The sequence below is a fragment of the Glutamicibacter ardleyensis genome (assembly GCF_014644555.1).
GTDB classification, from domain to species: Bacteria; Actinomycetota; Actinomycetes; order Actinomycetales; family Micrococcaceae; genus Glutamicibacter; species Glutamicibacter bergerei.
Map to the genome: position 1 here is coordinate 99,542 of NZ_BMKX01000011.1, position 18,050 is coordinate 117,591.

An 18,050-nucleotide genomic window follows, 5' to 3' on the forward strand; every position below is an offset into this window, starting at 1 on the left:
CCCTTGAACACCCCAGAAAGAACTACGCTTGATCCTATGAGCCAGGAAATACTTATCCCAGGGGAAGACGGCCACCTAAGCGCATCTCTAGACGTTGCGGATGATGCATTTGCGTTTCTCATCTTGGCTCACGGGTCAGGCGCTGGGAAAGATCACGACTTTATGACTGGGTTTGCTTCAGCCATAGTGCAGCACAGGGTCTCGGTGTTGCGCTTCAATTTTCCCTACATGGACGCCAGTAAAAAGTTCCCAGACAAGGCGCCGATTGCCGTTGCCGCGTGGAAACAAGTCCACCAGTGGGCCGCGGATAACCTTGCGGCCGGACTTCCCATTTTTACCGCAGGAAAATCTTTCGGTGGACGCATGGCTTCCCTTGCTGTCAGCGAGGGGATGCCCGCCGAAGCATTGATTTTCTTAGGCTACCCACTGCACGCCCCGAAGAAGGAAGACAAGCTCCGCGACGAGCACCTTTACCCACTAACTATTCCCATGCTTTTTCTTGAGGGAACCCGTGATCCATTCGCCAATCCAGCGATCATCAATCGTGTGGTCTCGAACCTGAACGCAGAGAGCCAAATTGTCTGGTTTGAAGGTGGGGACCATTCATTCAAGGTCGCCTACTCGGGCCGTTCGGTAACTCAGGATGGCGCCACATTAGCCGAGCCCACCGCCACGTTTATTCGTAGCCGGCTTAGCTAAGACTTCAAAAAGTCGTGTGGGTCGGACAGAAACTCTCGCCACTGCCTAATGAGTTCAAGTCGATCGTATTCACTTTCGCGCATACCCCACGAACCAATTTCTAAGATCTTCGCGCCAGGGAACGCTGCCAGAATGGGCGAATGAGTGGAAATGATTAGCTGAGAGCCTCGCTCTAATATTCCGCTCAACTTCCGCACCAAGGCAGTACATCCCGCTAAAGACAAAGCTGATTCAGGTTCGTCCAGAAGCCATAGTCCCTTGAGGTTTATTCGCTCATCGACGAGATCCAAGAAAGATTCGCCATGGCTGCGCTCATGCAACGCAGAGCCCAACGCCGATTGTTCTAAGTATGTGTAGAAGGAATGCATGGTTTCTGCACGAAGAAAGAACCCCTTTCGCGAGGCAGCCGCACCACGTTGGAGTTTGAGCATTTGCGCGAGGGAAGATTCCGATGCTCGGGTCACGTGCATCGCGCCGGTAGACCCACCTTCCGGGTTCATCCCGTAGGCGATCGCCACCGCTTCGAGCAATGTAGATTTACCGACACCGTTTTCTCCCACGATCACGGTGACTCGACCCAAATCCAGACCTTCGAGAAGCAGTTGTCGCACCGGTGGCAAAACTAACGGCCATTGCACCGCAAGTGGTGCTCCCGGATCCAGCGACTCCACACGACGCACGGGCAAGAACAGGTCACTTTGATTCATCGCCACAGGTTGTCTATCGCTGTTGTTGCAAGAATCGGTAAACCTCGGTTTCATCTACGCCAGGGAACGCTCCGGTGGGCATCGCTGCCAAAAGGTGCGTATTTGCGCGAGTAGACGGCCATGCGTTTCCAAACCATTCGCTGGATAACTCCGCCGGCGGGCGTCTGCAACAGTTTTCATCTGGACACGTCGACTGGCAACGTTCCTTGGTGTCGCGGCCACGAAACCATTTGACATGCTCAAAAGGAACCCCGATGGATAGCGAATACAGCCCCGAAGAGTGCCGTTCGGTACGCGCAGTACACCAGTAGGTGCCATTTACCGTATCGGTGTACTGCTCGAAGGAACGGAATTTATCCATCTGTTCAAAGACCACGCGACTTGTCCAATAACGGCAAATGCTCTGCCCTTCGATAGCGCCGGTGTGATCCGCTGGGAAATTTACTCGGTCGTTTTCATAGGCCTTATGCAATATCCCCGATTCGTGGACCTTCTGAAAATGGCAGGTTACTCCCAGATGTTCTGTTGCCAAGTTGGTAAACCGGTGAGCTGCAGTTTCATAGGAGACCGCAAAGGCGTCGCGCAGATCCTCAATCGCGATTTCTCTTTTGGCCTTCGCCTGCCGCAAGAACTCGGTGGTTGATTTCTCAGGCATCATCAAGGCCGCGGCAAAGTAGTTCGTCGCGACGCGCTGGTCCAAAAAGTTCGCATAGCTGGTGGGGGCTTCGTGGCCCAGAATGTAGTGGCCCAACGCTTGAAGCAGTACCGAACGTGGGTCATGCTCGGAGCGACTGGCCTGTGTTAGATAGATTCTCTTGTTCTTCAAGTCAGTCACCGAGCGGGTGGAATGCGGAAGATTACCAACAAATCGGAGGCTGAATCCAAGGTGTTCAGCGATATCAGCTGCACGGTGATGCGATAGCGGTCCAGCGTCATGGCCCACTGCCGCAAGCACCTTCGAGGCTTCTTGCTCAATTTCCTTGTAGTAGTTATTACGCTGACGCATCTCTTGGCGTAGCGCGGTGTTTGCACGCCGCGCTTCTTCCGGAGTTGCAGCCTGTTCTTCAAGACGGCGTTCTAGTTCATTTTGTAATCCTACGAGTGATTCGAGTACGTCCATGGGTAAACGCGTACCTACGCGCACCTTCGGTAATCCCAATGCCTCATAGAGCGGGCCTCGTTGCGCACGTTCCAGATCAATTTCCAATGCTGCGCGTCGTGTAGGGGGCTCGGATCCCAAAAGATCATCAACTCCCACTTGCAATGCTCTGGCCAATGACTTGAGCAGCGAAAGTTTCGGTTCCCGCTTGCCATTTTCTATCAGTGATAGTTGGCTGGGAGCCGTTCCCACTAGCGCCGAGACATCGTCTAACGTCAACGACTTTGCTTTGCGCAGGTGGCGAATTCGTCGGCCAAGCGCAAGCGTATCGAGCTCCGGGTCCAGAGCAGACTCGGATTCGATGTCAACGGAGAAATTACGATTCCATGTGGATGCAGTCACATTCACAGCCTAAGCGAAGAACAATCAATTTTTCTAGGAATTCGCCCTAAATGACAATAATTGCGTGCGACAAGAACAACCGCGTCAAAAGATTTTCTGTTCTTTCCTCTAAACCGATCGCAGCGTTAGCTGGCTTCTGTTTCACTCAACCAATTATTTCTTCCATTTCATGACTTCAACGTACGCATCATTTGTTGAGTACCCTGTTCCGCGCACGCCCCAGGCAAAGTAGTCGCCGTTGCAGAAGGCCGTGCCTGTTAGCCCTTCCTTTGCAACCTTAGAAAGTTCATTGGTTTCTAGATCCAGTAAGTACTGCCAACCATCACTCGCGCCTCCGCTGTCCGCCACCTGCCAGGCAGCATGCTGTCCACAGATTGCGTAGCCCACAGCGCGTGAATCAGCTGGCAGTGCGACGGCTATAACATCCTTATTCTGAAGATTAGTCACTAAGAACTTGTCAGCCAGCTGAGTCATCAGAGTTTCCCCTTGCCCAACTAATCCCGTAAATGCCACAGTGTCATCGAGCAACGAGCTTCCGGTGAGTAGAACTTCAGGATCCGCTTGCTTGGTATGAAGCGAAATTGATTTTGCTACGTGCTTCTCGGAATTCTTTTCGGTGCCATTTTCAGTCACCAAATCTAAAACCGCGATCCCCTGATCCAGCACGGCGGGATTGGTGGCATCATCAGCGAAAATCTTGCTTTTGTCATCTTCAGATAGCGAATGTTGGAGGACCGCGGATGAAGTTGACCCGTTAGCCTTGGTGGTCAAAGTTGACCAATATACGGACTTATCGTCCGCCACCGGGACGGCTACCTCGACATTCCACTCATCGTTGCCAAATTCATCATCGTTTTTTGACTTCGCCAATAACTTTGATTGATTCCCTGGGCCGCCGGTGAACAGCCGCCAGGTTCTAGAGGCGGATCCATAATTGGGGCTTTCTACCCAGAGATAACCATCATCCGTGGAAAGCGCGGAGGTGACGGTACGGTTACCATCACCTTCAACCAGCTTCCGAGTACTTCCAAATGCAGTGAACTCTCCATTTTTTGCAAGCCCGATTTCACCATGGTCACTCAATTTGGTATCTGCTTGTGTAGGTCTCATCTGCTGTGACAGCTCGCCTAGGACCTCGCCTTGGCTGCTTAGCCCCAACCCCGAGAGGAAATTCGAGTGCTTTTGCCAGTTATCCGTTGAATCCTGCACGGTGAATTGATCTTCAAACGCGACTTCAGTGGCAGCGCCCAGCTCGACAACTCGTGCGCTGACTTCCTTCCCACTGCCCCATTGGACCTCAGAAAGAGTCTGCGGTTGAGTCACACCGTTGTCAATTGCGCCGGGATTTGTCGCGGCCCCATCACTTGAAACACACGACGTGCTCAGACAAAGCGCCGCTGTTAGTAGGCCAAGGCTGAGGAGTCGGGATTTAGGTCGCAAGGTCGATCCATTCTCTGGTCCGGTCACTGACTCAGGCTGCACGACATCAAATTTTCCTCGCCGGCCTGCTGATCTTCATACTAGGTCAGCGCCTTGGCAAACTTCAATAACCCAAGGGATGACATTGGGGAAATTCCTCCACCGCATGTTGTGAATTATCGAGCTCGCGCCCTAGGACTTAAAGGTTTGGATTCACGTGAAACTCTCAGCAACAATTCGCTATCAACACCGGGTACTTGAACGTTGTAGAGATTAAGACATCTACTTAAGGACCTGCGATTATCACCACCGAAATCACACAGCGCCCCGTTCATCACCCCAAAGCTTTACGGTTCAGCGGGACCCTGATTGTGCTCGGCATCGATGGTTCAGGCAAAAGCACCGCCGTCGCCGCACTCGTCCACGCCCTGAAGCAAGAAGATGTTCTCGCCCAGCGAGTGGCGAATCCAGCAGCGCGTAAATGGTTGAATCACCGAGTCGCCAATTCTCGTTTTGAAATTTCACGCGCCACCCAGGATGGCATCGAATCAATATTCCGACTGTTTAATGTCGCACGCAATACGATCAAAGCTTCATTATTCTCCGGAGTCACCGTGATGGATCGTCACGTAGCCTGCCAGCTTGCGCTTCGCCAGGTGCGCGGACTGCCACAAGGTCGATTCTTCCTCTGGCTAGCTCTCGCCTGTGCAAAAGATGCTGACGTGGTTGTGCTGGATGTTGGTGCGGACACGGCGTATTCACGAATTCAACAGCGCGGCGAGGATACCGAAACCAAGGAATTCCTTGAGGCGAGCCGCAACGCATATTTAGAGATGGCGGCGAGACATAAATGGACGGTGATCAGCTCCGCCCAACGCGTTGATGGTGTGGTTGATGAGCTACTAGCAGTTCTGGACAAGTAAACTCGAATTATGAGTGAAGCAGCCGCGCAGTTCGCCCCAGGAACCATCTTCCCACTAGCCCAGAGCAGCAAAAAACAATGGGAGCTGGGGCAGGTACGCCAGATATGCGCCGGCGAGCTAACCACCGAGGGTCAGCTCACCGCCGTCGTGCAAGACTCCGCGAGCTGGAACCTCTCGATTCGTTCAATTGAAAAAGCAGGCTCCTTTCAGGGCTCTGGTATTGCACAGGCGCTAACCCTCATTGCAGGAGATTTCCTCCAGCTTGATGTTGACGGGCAGATTCACGGACTTGAACCGTTGCGCCCACTTAAAATTGAAACGTCCAACCCCGTGACAACCAGCCAGCCCGCTGAGGAATTACTCGTCCTGCACCTAACGACCCAGTCTGGACGCGTGCGCGGCACAGTGCGCATCGTTGAACTGTCCAAGAAACGCGATCAGTACCTGTTCGATGGCCAGCTAGGTGTATTGGTGCAGGGTAACGGCATTCTGAAACTCAACGGCGAAGAACAAAAGCTGGAAGTGCGCGACACCGTCATCGGTGGCGATACGGCCGAACCGACCGTCTCTGGTCGCGGTTTCATGGCAGTCGTCTCACTGGATCTGCCCTAACCGGTAAAACCACTCATTTACGCACCATCCCACCCTTTAGCGCGCCCAAGAGTTAGCCAGAGCACGCTCCAGTTTCTGAAAAAACTAACTTCTTTCCTTTCTACTCTCCACTTTTTGAGCAGTTTTGCCCTAATGACGCGAATTTATGCGAAGAACTTAATATTTTTGAGCTTTGTCAAAGAACTGCAAATCTTTCCTCTAAAGACCCCTATTGCACCCCTTGCATCTGCGGAATAGTCAATGTCACGAAGAAGTTCACCGCATTCGAATGAATACGGACGAACACCAACATGTGGGCGAAGGGGCCAGCACAATGACTGAGCAGAATTCAATTGACAACCGCATCGCAACTATCGAGAACGACTGGGAGAACAACCCACGCTGGAACGGTGTCACCCGTGATTACAGTGCCGCTGATGTCGTAAACCTGCAGGGTCGTGTTCAAGAAGAAAACACGCTAGCCAAGCGTGGTTCGGAGAAACTGTGGAAGCAGCTCACCGAGGAAACCCCCACCGGTGGTTACACCAACGCACTAGGCGCACTGACCGGCAACCAGGCGGTCCAGCAGGTCAAGGCCGGACTTCGAGCCATCTATCTTTCCGGTTGGCAGGTGGCCGCGGATGCAAACCTCTCTGGGCAGACCTACCCAGACCAGTCGCTCTACCCGGCCAACTCGGTTCCACAGGTCGTCCGCCGCATCAATAACGCCTTGCTTCGCGCAGACCAGATCGAATTTTCCGAAGGCATTCAGAGCGTTGAGGACTGGATGGTCCCCATCGTCGCAGATGCCGAGGCAGGCTTCGGTGGACCACTCAACGCTTACGAGCTGATGAAGTCGATGATCACCGCCGGCGCTTCCGGGGTCCACTGGGAAGACCAGCTGGCATCCGAGAAGAAGTGTGGCCACCTCGGTGGCAAGGTGCTCATCCCAACCCAGCAGCACGTTCGCACGCTGAATGCGGCCCGCCTAGCAGCCGACGTGGCGGGAACCCCGTCGGTAGTCATCGCCCGCACCGACGCCGAGGCAGCCACCCTGATCACCTCGGACGTTGATGAACGAGATCAGCAGTTCATCACCGGCGAGCGCACCGCCGAAGGTTTCTACAAGGTTCGCAACGGAATCGAACCATGTATTGCCCGTGCCAAGGCCTACGCTCCGTACTCCGACCTCATCTGGATGGAGACCGGAACCCCGGACCTGGAGTTGGCTCGCAAGTTCGCTGAGTCGGTCAAGGCTGAATTCCCTGATCAGATGCTCTCCTACAACTGCTCACCTTCCTTCAATTGGAAGAAGCACTTGGACGATGCAACGATCGCCAAGTTCCAGCGGGAACTCGGTGCGATGGGCTTCAGCTTCCAGTTCATCACCCTGGCCGGCTTCCACGCACTGAACCACTCGATGTTTGATCTGGCCGAGGGCTACGCCCGAGAGGGCATGAGTGCCTACGTCGAATTGCAGGAACGCGAATTCGCTTCCGAGTCCCGCGGCTACACCGCAACCAAGCACCAGCGCGAGGTAGGCACCGGCTACTTCGACAAGATCGCCACCACGTTGAACCCCAACGCCTCCACCCTGGCTTTGGTTGGTTCCACCGAAGAAGGACAGTTCCACTAAATCAGGACCCCTTGGGGCCCTGACGGTGGGGCCGGCAATGACGCCGGCCCCACCGACCCCAAACTTTTAAGGAAGAACATCATGTTTACCCCCACCTCCCTGAACTCGATCCAGATCACCGCTACCCCAGTTCGTTACCAGGAACAGATCCTCACCGAACAGGCGTTGGATTTCATTTCCAACCTGCACCAGGCTTTTGAGGGCCGCCGTGTTGAGTTAATGCAGCGTCGTCAGCTGAACCGGGCTCGCATTGCCAATGGGCATGACCCGAAGTTCTTGGAGGAAACACGCCACATCCGCGAAGATGCGTCATGGCAGGTTGCGCCTATTGCACCGGGTCTTCAGGACCGCCGCGTAGAAATCACCGGGCCGATTGAACGCAAGATGGCAATCAACGCCTTGAACTCGGGTGCCAACGTCTGGCTGGCAGATATGGAAGATGCTTGCTCCCCTACCTGGCAGAACGTGATCAAGAATCAGGTCAACCTGTTGCGGGTATTGGATGGGGAACTTGATTTCACCGACCCTGATGGCCGGGAATACAAGCTGAACAGCTACGAGCTGAGCGATCTGCCAACCATCGTGGTTCGCCCGCGTGGCCTGCATCTGCCAGAGAAGCACCTGCTGATCAACGGCAAGCCAATTGCCGGCGCATTTGTAGACTTCGGTTTGCACTTCTTCCACAACGCACAGCGTCTGATCGATTCGGGCCGTGGCGCGTACTACTACCTGCCGAAGTTGGAAAATCACCTCGAAGCACGGTTGTGGAACGACGTGTTTGTGCTGGCTCAGGAACTGTTGGGTATCGAGCGCGGCACCATTCGTGCCACGGTACTCATCGAGACCATCACCGCCGCATTTGAGATGGAGGAAATCCTCTACGAGCTGCGTGAGCACTCGGCCGGACTGAACGCAGGACGCTGGGACTACATCTTCTCGATCATCAAGAACTTCCGTTCCCGCGGTCCGCGCTTCGTCTTCCCAGACCGCGAGCTGGTGACCATGACCAGCCCGTTCATGCGGGCTTACACCGAACAGTTGGTCCGTGCCTGCCACCGCCGTGGGGCTACCGCAATCGGCGGAATGAGCGCTTTCGTGCCAAGCCGTAAGGATGCTTCAATCAACCAGATCGCCTTCGAAAAGGTGTCCGAGGACAAGGCCCGCGAAGCCAACGACGGCTTTGACGGTTCATGGGTGGCACACCCGGATCTGGTTCCGGTAGCTCGTGAGGTCTATGACCGGGTATTGGGTGCAAATCCACACCAGATCTCCCGCACCCGTGAGGATGTGGAAGTTTCGGCCAAGGAACTGCTGAACGTGGAGGGCCTGGAAGGTCGAATCACCGAACGCGGTATCCGCGAGAACATCGAGATCGCCATCCGCTACGTTGAGTCGTGGCTGCGCGGCAACGGTGCGGTGGCACTGCGCAACCTGATGGAAGATGCCGCTACCGCGGAAATCTCCCGTTCCCAGTTGTGGCAGTGGATCCACCAGTCGGCAATCACCGACACCGGTGAGGTCATCACCCGGGCCTGGATGCACGAGCTGACCGATGAAACCATCGAGAAGATCGAGCGTTTTGAAGGGGACCGCTTCGAACAAGCGGTAGAAATCTTCGAAGCTTGCGCCCTGCGCGATGACTTCCCCACCTTCTTGACATCCAACACCTACCAGCGTTACCTGGACACCCCAGCACCGGCCTACGAAATTGCCAGCTAGTCCAGGACAGTAACTCGGCGGTCCGCGCCTAAACTCAACAACTTAATGCGCACTGCCACGAACTGCGGCATTCATCGGATGGTAACCAGCCCATCCGGGGGATGCCGTTTTTCGTGCGCGGTTAGGATATCTTTATGGCCTTCCAATTTCGTTCCCCCACCGAGGAGCTTTGGGGCGCCGATGTACTGGGCGCAGATTATGCCAGTCGCAAGCTACCCCTCACGGACGGTTCCACCGCGACATTGATCCGTCACCGTCCGGTTGGTCGCCGGTTACGCTTTGCCCCACCCTTGCGTGGGTTAGCGATCCTATATGTGCACGGCTGGTCTGACTACTTTTTCCAGACCGAGTTAGCGCAGTTCCTCACCGAGGCCGGAGCCGACTTCTATGCGTTAGATCTGCGTCATTACGGGCGCAACCTCAGCGCCTCCAGCGTGCCGGGGTTCATCACTAACCTGGAAGATTATTTCGAAGAATTTGATGCGGCGCACCGAATTATCTCCAGCGCTCATCCGGGCACACGGTTTGTGATGCTCGGCCATTCCACCGGAGGACTCAGCGCATCACTCTACGCGGCGGCGAATCCCACCAAGGTTGATGCGTTGGCGCTTAATAGTCCGTGGCTGGAATTTCAGGCCTCGGAGCTGGGACGCACCGCATTAGCAAAAATCCTGAAAGCAACCAGCCATCGCAACCCCTACCGAAACCTCCCGGGCATCGACCCGGGGTTTTACACCCGCACGGTATCCAACCGTTTTGAAGGCGAATGGGATTACAACTTAGCTTGGCGTCCGGCCAACGGTTTTCCCTTGCACACCGGGTTCATCTCCGCGGTATTCGCTGCCCAGGCAAAGGTCAAGAAGGGCCTGGATCTGAAGCAACCGGTGCTGGTCATGCTTAGCGCCAAAGACTATCTGCTGCCGCGCTGGAATGACGCCGCTAGCCGCTCCGATGTGGCATTGAACGTGCAGGTGGTCGCGCAACGAAGCATTAATCTAGGCCGCGAACTGCATTTGGTTCGACTACCCAACGCACTGCATGACGTGTTTCTTTCACCAGTTTCGATACGTTCCGACGCATACCTACGGCTGGGATCATGGCTGTCTAACATTAAGAGTCAGCAATCTGACTCGGGTATTGCTCGGGCGGTACAGCGCACCGTAGAACGCGACTAACTACTGGGTTTTGACAGGCGGTTGTGGCATCTGGTCGTTGACCAGTTTTAGTTCCCAACCATCGATTTCATATTCTAGGATCGCTACCGACCCGTTGCGGATAGTGTCCAGCTGGTAACCGGCGAAGTGCGAGAGCGTGTACCGAATAATCGTGCCGTGACAGACTACTGCAACGTTTTTACCCGGGTAATCGGAAGCGATCTGTTCGATGGCGCGCAACCCGCGGTCAACCACCGATTCCAAAGATTCGATGCCACCACCGATTTTACCCGGCCAGCGTTGTGCGGCCTCAGTTTCCAAAACCCCTTCGCCTTCGCCGTAATCACGCTCGATGAGCAGATCATAGGCTGGGCCAAGTTCTAGGCCGAGCCCGTCGGCGATGATCTGCGCGGTTTCACGTGCGCGGCTTAGTGGAGAGGAAACAATGACGTCCCAGCGTGCGGAGCCAAGGATCTGCACCGCGTCGCTGGCTTGCGCCCGCCCGGTGTCATTCAGCTCGATATCGCTACTTCCCTGCAAGCGTCCTTCGAGGTTCCAGCGAGTCTGACCGTGTCTGATGAATCCAAGTTCCATAAGTTCATTCTCCCACTCTGCGCCACTGCGCATGCCTGAGATGAGCTATCTCACGATAGATCTTGACCACAAACAACCCCGAGCAACACCGCACAGCACGTAAAATGCTTGAGGCACTCGCTGGCTTAAATTCTTTGAATCACGCGCACAGCCACTGATCACATGCACCTCAAACAAGATCCGAGATTTTCATCGTGACCGATATTAAGGGCTCTCTCGCCCGCGGGCTCACGGCCCGCCACATCCGCTTCATGGCACTTGGCTCTGCCATTGGTACCGGATTGTTCTACGGTTCCTCCGCTGCCATCCAGGCCGCCGGACCGGCAGTACTCTTCGCCTACATGATTGGTGGCGCGGCGGTATTTATCGTCATGCGCGCCATGGGCGAGATGGCGGTGAAGCATCCGGTTTCTGGTTCTTTTGCACACTACGCGTCGCGCTATCTAGGCCGCTTCGCCGGGTTTGTCACCGGCTGGACCTTCACCTTCGAGATGGCGATCGTTGCCATTGCCGACGTGACCGCTTTCGGTATTTACATGCGTTTCTGGTTCCCGCAGGTCTCACAGTGGATCTGGGTTCTTGCCGTGGTGCTACTGATCGCGGTCATCAACTTGATGAAGGTTAAGGTCTTTGGCGAAACCGAGTTCTGGTTGGCAGTCATCAAGGTCACCGCAATCATTGCGATGATCATCGGTGGCGCGGCATTAATCGTCTTCGGTTTCACCGCACCGGGTTCGGAAACAGCTACTGGTTTTGCAACCTTAATGAGCGCCGGCACGCTATTTCCTAATGGATTCATGGGGCTACTTCTGTCGTTCGCTGTAGTGATGTTCGCCTTCGGTGGCATCGAAACCATTGGAATCACCGCCGGTGAGGCCGAAGATCCAGCGAAGTCTGTACCAGCTGCGATCAACACCGTGCCCTGGCGCATCCTGCTGTTCTACGTAGCATCGCTTGCCGTAGTCATGATGCTCTTCGACTGGCGTCAGATCGATGGATCAGCCTCACCATTCGTGCAGATCTTTGATGCACTGGGCCTGCCTGCTGCTGCACACATATTAAATGCAGTGGTTATTACTGCCGCAGTGTCTGCGATCAATGCCGATACCTTTGGTGCCGGACGCATGATGTTTGCGATGTCACGAGAAGGCCATGCTCCGGCTTCCTTCGCAAAAATCTCCCGCCATGGAGTGCCGTGGATGACGGTAGTCATCATGTCCTTGGTGTTGCTGGTCGGCGTAGTTCTCAACGCCCTGCTGCCAGAATCGCTGTTCATGATCATCGCCTCGATCGCCACCTTCGCGACGGTTTGGGTGTGGATCATGATTCTCACCTCCTACTTGGCGATGCGCCGTGAGGACAAAAAGAGCGTTGCTCTCGAACGTGGATTCACGGTTCCCGGCGGCACCATCAGTGCTTGGATTGCGTTGGTATTTATGGCCTTTGTGGTCGTACTGCTGGCTTTGAGTGCGGAGACTCGCGTCGCACTTTACGCCGGTGCCGGTTGGCTAGTCTTGCTTGGTCTGGCCTATAAATTCCTCGTGCGTACACCGCAAGATGAGCTTGCCTCAAGCAAATAAGCTAAACCGTCTATAACCAAAAAATCCGCCACGTTTATCACCTGGCGGATTTTTTGTGTTCAGCGCGCGCCGATAATCAGACGTCGTTCACGTATCAATCCGAGGCTCGCCCAACCAAGCATGCCCAGAGCCACCAACCATAACGCCGCTAGCCCAAACTGCAAATAGGCAAACGCACCGCATACCGAACCGAGGGTAATCATGGCCCAGAGGATCGCGTAAGGAACCCACAAGGTTCGATTTGCCCCAGATAAGGCTCCTGCCAGGTGCTGTCCAAGCTTCACCAGCGTCCCGGTCATATAGGTCAACCCCAACGACACTTCCCCGGAGCGGGTATAGCTAACGTTGACTGCCCCCATGGCCGCTGCCAGCAAACAAGCCGTCGCTATTTCTCCCGATGATCCCAAAATCGCAGCGACCAATAAGAGCGCCCCAGATAGATACATCACCCTGGGCCGCCTGAAGCGCGACGCTTTGGCAGAAATCAGCGTCGCAAGGATCACCCCGAGAACGAAGCTGGCCACAAAACCCATCGCCAGCAACCAACCATTTACGTCACCAGTTGCAAGTGCAGCGGAAGAACGTGTTGAGTTTCCAGACATAAAGGAGAGGAAATATCCGGAGAAATGCAAAAATCCCACACCATCGACAAAACCGGCCATCATGGTGATCCCACCCGCAAAGAAGATCCCTTTATAGCTCAATGACTTGGCCACTTTCCTCCTGACTGCCTCGAGCTTCGTTTGGCTTCTATCTTGCCACTTGGCTATCGGGAATGTTGCAGGACTCCAAGTCGTTGAAACTTACATGAGTGAAAAACGAGTCCGTGTGGACATCTGGTCCGATATTGCCTGCCCTTGGTGCTTCATTGGAAAGCGCCGCTTTGAAAAGGGTGTCGAAGAATTTGAGTTCTCCGACAATGTGGATGTTTATTGGCATGCATACCAGTTGGACCCAAGCCTGCCCGAACACTATGACGGTGATGAGGTGCAGTACCTCTCCCAGGTCAAGGGCATGGATCCGGAGCAGGTGAAGGGCATGTTGGAACATGTCACCGAGCAGGCCGCCGGCGAAGGACTCAACTACAGATTTGACCAGTTGCGTCCGGCTAACTCTTTCACCGCACTGCGCGTACTTGAGCAGGCCAAGACCGAATCCAAGGGCAATGAGATGAAAGAGACCTTGCTTTCGGCACATTTCGAGCGCGGTCTGGATACCGGAGACCGCCAAGTTCTTGCCAAGCTCGCTGCGGAGGTGGGACTCGATGAGACCGCTACCGCGCAGACGCTGAGTTCGCAGAAATACGCCGAAGAAGTCAATGCAGATATCGAGCAGGCTCGTCAGTTGGGCATCAGCGGAGTGCCATTCTTTGTTATTGACGGCAAATACGGGATCTCCGGAGCGCAGCCTGCCGAGGCTTTCACCAACGCGCTAACTCAGGTTCACGCCGAAACCGTCAGCTAGATTCCACCGGTGCTTCGCTGCCGCTATTTTGATTCGGCGCAGCGAAGCTTTCCGGGAGCGTCATTCAACTTGCGCTCCTTTTCCAGTCCTTCGAACTTGGCACCGACCTCTAAATCTATGCGATCATCGCGGCGGTCTTTGTCAAAGACGAACACCGCACCGGGGACTTGTCGTTGTATGCTCAGCGCTTGCGCATAACCTTTGGGACCGGCAATCACCGCTCCCACCTCATCGGCGTAGTCACTGGCCGATTCGGTGACCGAGGTAATGGTGAAGCCGCGCTCCTTAAGACGTTCGGCGGTGGACCCAGCTAATCCTGACTCACCGGTGGTATTCAGTACGCGGACCATCACTGTGCCCGGGTCTTGTACTTTAAAGTTCACATCAGGGCATACCGGATTTTCGATATTCGCCGGAGCATCGCTTGCTGCCTGTGGTGTTTGGTCTTTATTCCAGGGCCAGTTGCCGGTGAATATCAGCACTGAAACCACAAAAACGACCACGACCAGCGAGGCCATGACCGTAAAAACCACGTTCTGTCGACTGCGGCGACGCTTTTTGGCCTGCCCATCGGATTGAAAGGCCAGCTCTGCTTCGCTGACGATGTGTTGCCCATGCCAGCTGCTCGGATCGCGACGATCCTTCGGCTCGGTCATAAACCCACCTTCCCTGCGCACCCTTCGGCCTGCGACGTGAGGCTATCTTGAGTCGAAGCCTACCCGTTAGCCTTCAAGATCCAATACCCTTGCATGGATTATTGCTCGATGGTGCAACGCAGAACGCAAGGCTCGGTGCAACCCATCTTCCAGATACAGAGTTCCCTGCCAGCGCACCACGTGCGGGAACAGATCTCCGTAGAAGGTTGAGTCCTCGGAAAGCAGTGCCGATAAGTCAAGCACTGTTTTGGTGGTCACCAGCTCGTCGAGTTTCACCTGCTGCGGAGGAATCTCGCTCCATTGCCGAGAGGTGGATAACTCATGCGCTGGGTATGGACGCGAATCGCCCACGGCTCGAAAAATCACTCTCTAAGCATATGTACAACTGCCAGCAAAAACACTTTGCCCTGCGCAGAACGCACATTCTTCCACTCTGAAACCGACATGCGAAGAGATAACGGGCCAGACAGCACCCACTACCGAGAAAACCGTTTAGCGAATTGCAATCGCTAATGATGGGACTTTGTTAAGCAAAAAGCAAGGATTGTTACGACGGGTGAAACTTGGCGGAACTCGGCGTAACGGACGCTAGTAACAATTGTGTTTTTGGGTGCACGCTTGATGTATGAACAACGTAGTCACCGAGATCCCAGTCCTCGATATCTCTACCGCACGTAACGTCGATGGAAGCTTTAATGAAGCCTTCGTAGCAGCGCTACGCGATGCTGCGCATCGCGTAGGTTTCTTTCAGATCGTGGGTTACGGTTCCAAGGAAAACCAGGATCAGGAACTCTTAGACACCATTGCGGAGTTCTTCAAAAAACCAGTCGAAGAGAAGATCAAGCTCGACAACCGAAACAGTGCCCAGTTCCGCGGTTACACCCGCATGGGCACCGAGATCACCCGGGGCCGCGCAGACGCCCGCGAACAGATTGATTACGGTCCGGCACGTGAGACTCTCTCCGAGGTGCCGAGCGACAAGCCATTCTTGAATCTACAGGGGCCGAACCAGTTCCCAGAAGATTTCCCACAGCTCGAGGAACGAGCCATGCAGTGGGCGGAACTGATGAATCAGACCGGTCACGAATTACTCTCTGCGCTTGCCGTTGGTATGGGGCTTCCCGAAGATCATTTTGATGAACCCTTCGCTAAGACTCCCTCGTGGATGGGCAAACTAGTACATTATGTCTCAGGCGACGTGGTTCCGGAGTCCGGCAACCAAGGCGTGGGTCTGCATGCTGACTACGGTTTTGTAACCCTGCTATTGCAAGACCAAGTTGGTGGCCTGCAGGTGCAGCCATACGGCCAAGAAGAGTGGATTGCGGTGCCACCTACCCCCGGCGCTTTAGTGGTCAACCTCGGCGAAATGCTCGAAGTAGCCACCGATGGATACCTGATGGCAACCATTCACCGGGTGATCGCTCCGCCAGCCGGCGTGGACCGTTACTCCGTACCGTTCTTCTATTCCCCACGTTTAGATGCGGTGATCGACAAGGTGCAGCTACCGGCAGCGCTTGCAGCGCAAGCGCGTGGAATCTCCGATGATCCACAGAACCCGATGCTCGCTTCGTATGGTGCCAATGTGCTCAAGGGTTGGTTGCGCGCTCACCCACAAACCGCTGCAATTCATTACCCAGAATTGAGCAGCCCAAAGGCATCTGTCTAGTCACGGATTTCCGCTGAAGTGTGAGGGCTTCGAAATAGTATTGCGCTACTATTTCGAAGCCTTCACTCACTTAAACGGGTATCTGTATAGAGAACCGTCTGCTCGACAGTCGATTAGTCCCCCAAGTCCTAATCTGATTCAGTACTTCGCCCCGTCTGGCCCAAAGCCATGGACATCATTGTGCTCGATGAGTCTCAAGTTGACGCCATCTACAGCTCAAGATCAGCTCAAGAATTATCCAGCCAGTATTACTCGGTTTCGTGAGGCCCAATCATTCGGTACCCCACACCGCGTACCGTCTCGATCCACCGTTCTTCGCGCGCCGAATCGCCTAGTTTGCGCCTGAGATTTGCAATATGCACTTCAATGCTGCGCACGGCTGCCGGTGACACATATAAGTCCACTGCGTCCAGTTCATCTTCATCACCCAGAATGCGAGCGAGCTCCTTCTTGCTTCGCACATGCCCGGGATACACCAACAGCGCGCGCAACAGCGAAAATTCAGTAGCAGTCAGTTTAACCGGCACGTCGTCAATCGTCACCTGCCAGGTCACAACGTTGAGCGCAAGGTTTCGATGGCGAAGGATCTGGTCCGCACGCCGCTCGCGCAAGGCGAGCAAATTATTGATGTTATCTTGCCGCCGGACGAAGGAATCTACACGCGCCCTAAATTCTCGCTTTTTTATCGGCTTCGCAACTACGCCGTCAGCACCGGAGTCATAGGCGTGAACCACTTCAAACTCATCATTTGTTTCAAGCACCGCTAGTAGCAGCGCATTAACTCGTGCAGAGATCCTCCGCAGAGTTTCGTGCCCGTCAATATCTCGAAGGCCATACCCCACCACAATTACTTCTGGATTACTCCGCGTGGCTAGATCGACGCCTTCCTCGCCTGTTGAGGCTTCTTGAACAACAAATCCCACGTGTTTGAGCATTCGAGACAAGACTGCTCGGGTCTCAAATTCGTGCTCAATGACGACTGCCTTACGATTTTCCCCAACCAAGCCAGCCACACCCCCAATTAGTGATAGCCCTCACTATCCACGTGAGAAACCATGCTACCGGACGGCCTAGGCAGGTTGACCGAGAGCTGGCACTACAGCTCCTGCGATCTGAGGACGCAAAATTCGTTGCCTTCAGGGTCAAGAAGGATAACCCATGAAACATCTCTCGCATCAGCTTCAGGGTACGTTGCGCCCAGCGATAGTAGCCGCTCAACTTCTTCATCTTGCGTGCAGGCAATCGGGCGAACATCTATATGTAGCCGGTTCTTCGCTGACTTTTCTTCTGGAACCTGCGCGAAGGTCAACACAGGGTGTGGACCTAGCGATGCTTTTTCAGCAGGCCCAATAGTCACTAAGCCAGCTTCCTCGGAGAGCACCGAGAAGTCGAGTGCTTCAGCCCAAAACCGGGCAATGAGGACCGGATTTTTACAATCAATGGCGAGTTCTGCGAACCTGCAACTCATAAAAATCCTCCAAACCTACGGCGAAACGACCCATCGTCTCGCGCGAGCACCTCATACTTAGGGATGCTACCCCTGGAATCGAGCTTAAACACGAAAACCCCCGATTTCTCGGGGGTTTTCATCGGCGGAGGATAGGGGATTTGAACCCCTGAGGGCGTTAACCCAACACGCGTTCCAGGCGTGCGCCATAGGCCGCTAGGCGAATCCTCCTCAGTTTGCTCCGTGGAGCAGGTACCAGCATATCTAAATATCGCCACAATCACGAATCGAGAA

18 protein-coding genes and 1 tRNA gene are annotated in these 18,050 nt (G+C 54.7%); 9 read left to right on the top strand and 10 right to left on the bottom strand.

Translation table 11 applies throughout. The features are described from left to right. Positions 1 to 36: 36 nt before the first annotated feature. On the top strand, positions 37 to 699 hold the full coding sequence (locus tag IEX04_RS16760) for an alpha/beta hydrolase family protein (RefSeq protein WP_188687267.1): 663 nt from the start codon (positions 37 to 39) through the stop codon (positions 697 to 699). Here IEX04_RS16760 and IEX04_RS16765 read toward each other — a convergent pair. The 3 genes from IEX04_RS16765 to IEX04_RS16775 form a co-directional block, all read right to left on the bottom strand. Further along, positions 696 to 1,406 (bottom strand): AAA family ATPase, encoded by a 711-nt coding sequence (locus IEX04_RS16765; RefSeq protein WP_188687268.1) that lies wholly within the window; start codon positions 1,404 to 1,406, stop codon positions 696 to 698. The genes IEX04_RS16760 and IEX04_RS16765 overlap by 4 nt on opposite strands. 13 nt (positions 1,407 to 1,419) lie before the next feature. Beyond that, positions 1,420 to 2,907, bottom strand: a complete 1,488-nt coding sequence (locus tag IEX04_RS16770; RefSeq protein WP_382344658.1) for a helix-turn-helix transcriptional regulator — start codon at positions 2,905 to 2,907, stop codon at positions 1,420 to 1,422. Positions 2,908 to 3,060: 153 nt separating this feature from the next. After that, positions 3,061 to 4,230 carry a hypothetical protein gene (locus tag IEX04_RS16775; RefSeq protein WP_188687269.1) on the bottom strand — a complete coding sequence of 390 codons (1,170 nt, stop codon included), beginning with the start codon at positions 4,228 to 4,230 and terminating at the stop codon, positions 3,061 to 3,063. Between the two features lie 467 nt (positions 4,231 to 4,697). On the opposite strand from IEX04_RS16775, the gene IEX04_RS16780 reads away from it, so the two are divergent. The 5 genes from IEX04_RS16780 to IEX04_RS16800 all read left to right on the top strand — a co-directional run bounded on the left by IEX04_RS16780 (position 4,698) and on the right by IEX04_RS16800 (position 10,370). Then, positions 4,698 to 5,249 carry an AAA family ATPase gene (locus tag IEX04_RS16780; protein ID WP_170947702.1) on the top strand — a complete coding sequence of 184 codons (552 nt, stop codon included), beginning with the start codon at positions 4,698 to 4,700 and terminating at the stop codon, positions 5,247 to 5,249. A 9-nt stretch (positions 5,250 to 5,258) separates the two neighbouring features. Beyond that, on the top strand, positions 5,259 to 5,861 hold the full coding sequence (locus IEX04_RS16785) for a HutD family protein (protein WP_096254088.1): 603 nt from the start codon (positions 5,259 to 5,261) through the stop codon (positions 5,859 to 5,861). Positions 5,862 to 6,174: 313 nt separating this feature from the next. Continuing rightward, entirely contained in the window at positions 6,175 to 7,476 is a 1,302-nt protein-coding gene (aceA, locus tag IEX04_RS16790; RefSeq protein ID WP_096254098.1) for an isocitrate lyase, read from the top strand. Positions 7,477 to 7,557: 81 nt separating this feature from the next. Further along, positions 7,558 to 9,195, top strand: a complete 1,638-nt coding sequence (aceB, locus tag IEX04_RS16795) for a malate synthase A (protein ID WP_188687270.1) — start codon at positions 7,558 to 7,560, stop codon at positions 9,193 to 9,195. Between the two features lie 134 nt (positions 9,196 to 9,329). Beyond that, entirely contained in the window at positions 9,330 to 10,370 is a 1,041-nt protein-coding gene (locus IEX04_RS16800) for an alpha/beta hydrolase (RefSeq protein WP_188687271.1), read from the top strand. On the opposite strand, the gene IEX04_RS16805 is transcribed toward IEX04_RS16800, so the two are convergent. Next, the gene (locus IEX04_RS16805) at positions 10,371 to 10,943 is read right to left on the bottom strand and encodes a histidine phosphatase family protein (protein ID WP_096254082.1); all 573 of its coding nucleotides are present in this window, start codon (positions 10,941 to 10,943) and stop codon (positions 10,371 to 10,373) included. It abuts the gene before it with no gap. A 251-nt stretch (positions 10,944 to 11,194) separates the two neighbouring features. Here IEX04_RS16805 and IEX04_RS16810 point away from each other — a divergent pair, with 251 nt between their 5' ends. Beyond that, complete coding sequence (locus IEX04_RS16810; protein WP_188687290.1) at positions 11,195 to 12,523, top strand: amino acid permease; 1,329 nt, start codon at positions 11,195 to 11,197, stop codon at positions 12,521 to 12,523. Positions 12,524 to 12,582: 59 nt separating this feature from the next. On the opposite strand, the gene IEX04_RS16815 is transcribed toward IEX04_RS16810, so the two are convergent. Next, positions 12,583 to 13,239 carry a YoaK family protein gene (locus IEX04_RS16815; protein WP_188687272.1) on the bottom strand — a complete coding sequence of 219 codons (657 nt, stop codon included), beginning with the start codon at positions 13,237 to 13,239 and terminating at the stop codon, positions 12,583 to 12,585. Positions 13,240 to 13,330: 91 nt separating this feature from the next. Between IEX04_RS16815 and IEX04_RS16820 the strand changes: the two genes are divergently transcribed. Beyond that, on the top strand, positions 13,331 to 13,987 hold the full coding sequence (locus IEX04_RS16820) for a DsbA family oxidoreductase (protein WP_188687273.1): 657 nt from the start codon (positions 13,331 to 13,333) through the stop codon (positions 13,985 to 13,987). A gap of 23 nt (positions 13,988 to 14,010) precedes the next feature. Here IEX04_RS16820 and IEX04_RS16825 read toward each other — a convergent pair whose 3' ends face one another. Together IEX04_RS16825 and IEX04_RS16830 are read right to left on the bottom strand one after the other, a co-directional pair. Further along, positions 14,011 to 14,643: a LytR C-terminal domain-containing protein gene (locus IEX04_RS16825; protein WP_188687274.1), complete on the bottom strand. Its 633-nt coding sequence runs from the start codon at positions 14,641 to 14,643 to the stop codon at positions 14,011 to 14,013. Positions 14,644 to 14,709: 66 nt separating this feature from the next. Beyond that, entirely contained in the window at positions 14,710 to 15,009 is a 300-nt protein-coding gene (locus IEX04_RS16830; protein WP_096254069.1) for a type II toxin-antitoxin system VapB family antitoxin, read from the bottom strand. A 259-nt stretch (positions 15,010 to 15,268) separates the two neighbouring features. Between IEX04_RS16830 and IEX04_RS16835 the strand changes: the two genes are divergently transcribed. Next, positions 15,269 to 16,309, top strand: coding sequence for an isopenicillin N synthase family dioxygenase (locus IEX04_RS16835; RefSeq protein WP_188687275.1), 1,041 nt, complete (start codon positions 15,269 to 15,271; stop codon positions 16,307 to 16,309). 248 nt (positions 16,310 to 16,557) lie between these two features. On the opposite strand, the gene IEX04_RS16840 is transcribed toward IEX04_RS16835, so the two are convergent. From IEX04_RS16840 to IEX04_RS16850, 3 genes are all read right to left on the bottom strand, one after another. Beyond that, positions 16,558 to 17,322: a response regulator transcription factor gene (locus tag IEX04_RS16840; RefSeq protein ID WP_188687276.1), complete on the bottom strand. Its 765-nt coding sequence runs from the start codon at positions 17,320 to 17,322 to the stop codon at positions 16,558 to 16,560. 83 nt (positions 17,323 to 17,405) lie between these two features. After that, positions 17,406 to 17,777, bottom strand: a complete 372-nt coding sequence (locus tag IEX04_RS16845) for a VOC family protein (RefSeq protein WP_188687277.1) — start codon at positions 17,775 to 17,777, stop codon at positions 17,406 to 17,408. Positions 17,778 to 17,902: 125 nt separating this feature from the next. Next, positions 17,903 to 17,987: transfer RNA gene (locus IEX04_RS16850), tRNA-Ser, on the bottom strand. Positions 17,988 to 18,050: the final 63 nt, after the last annotated feature.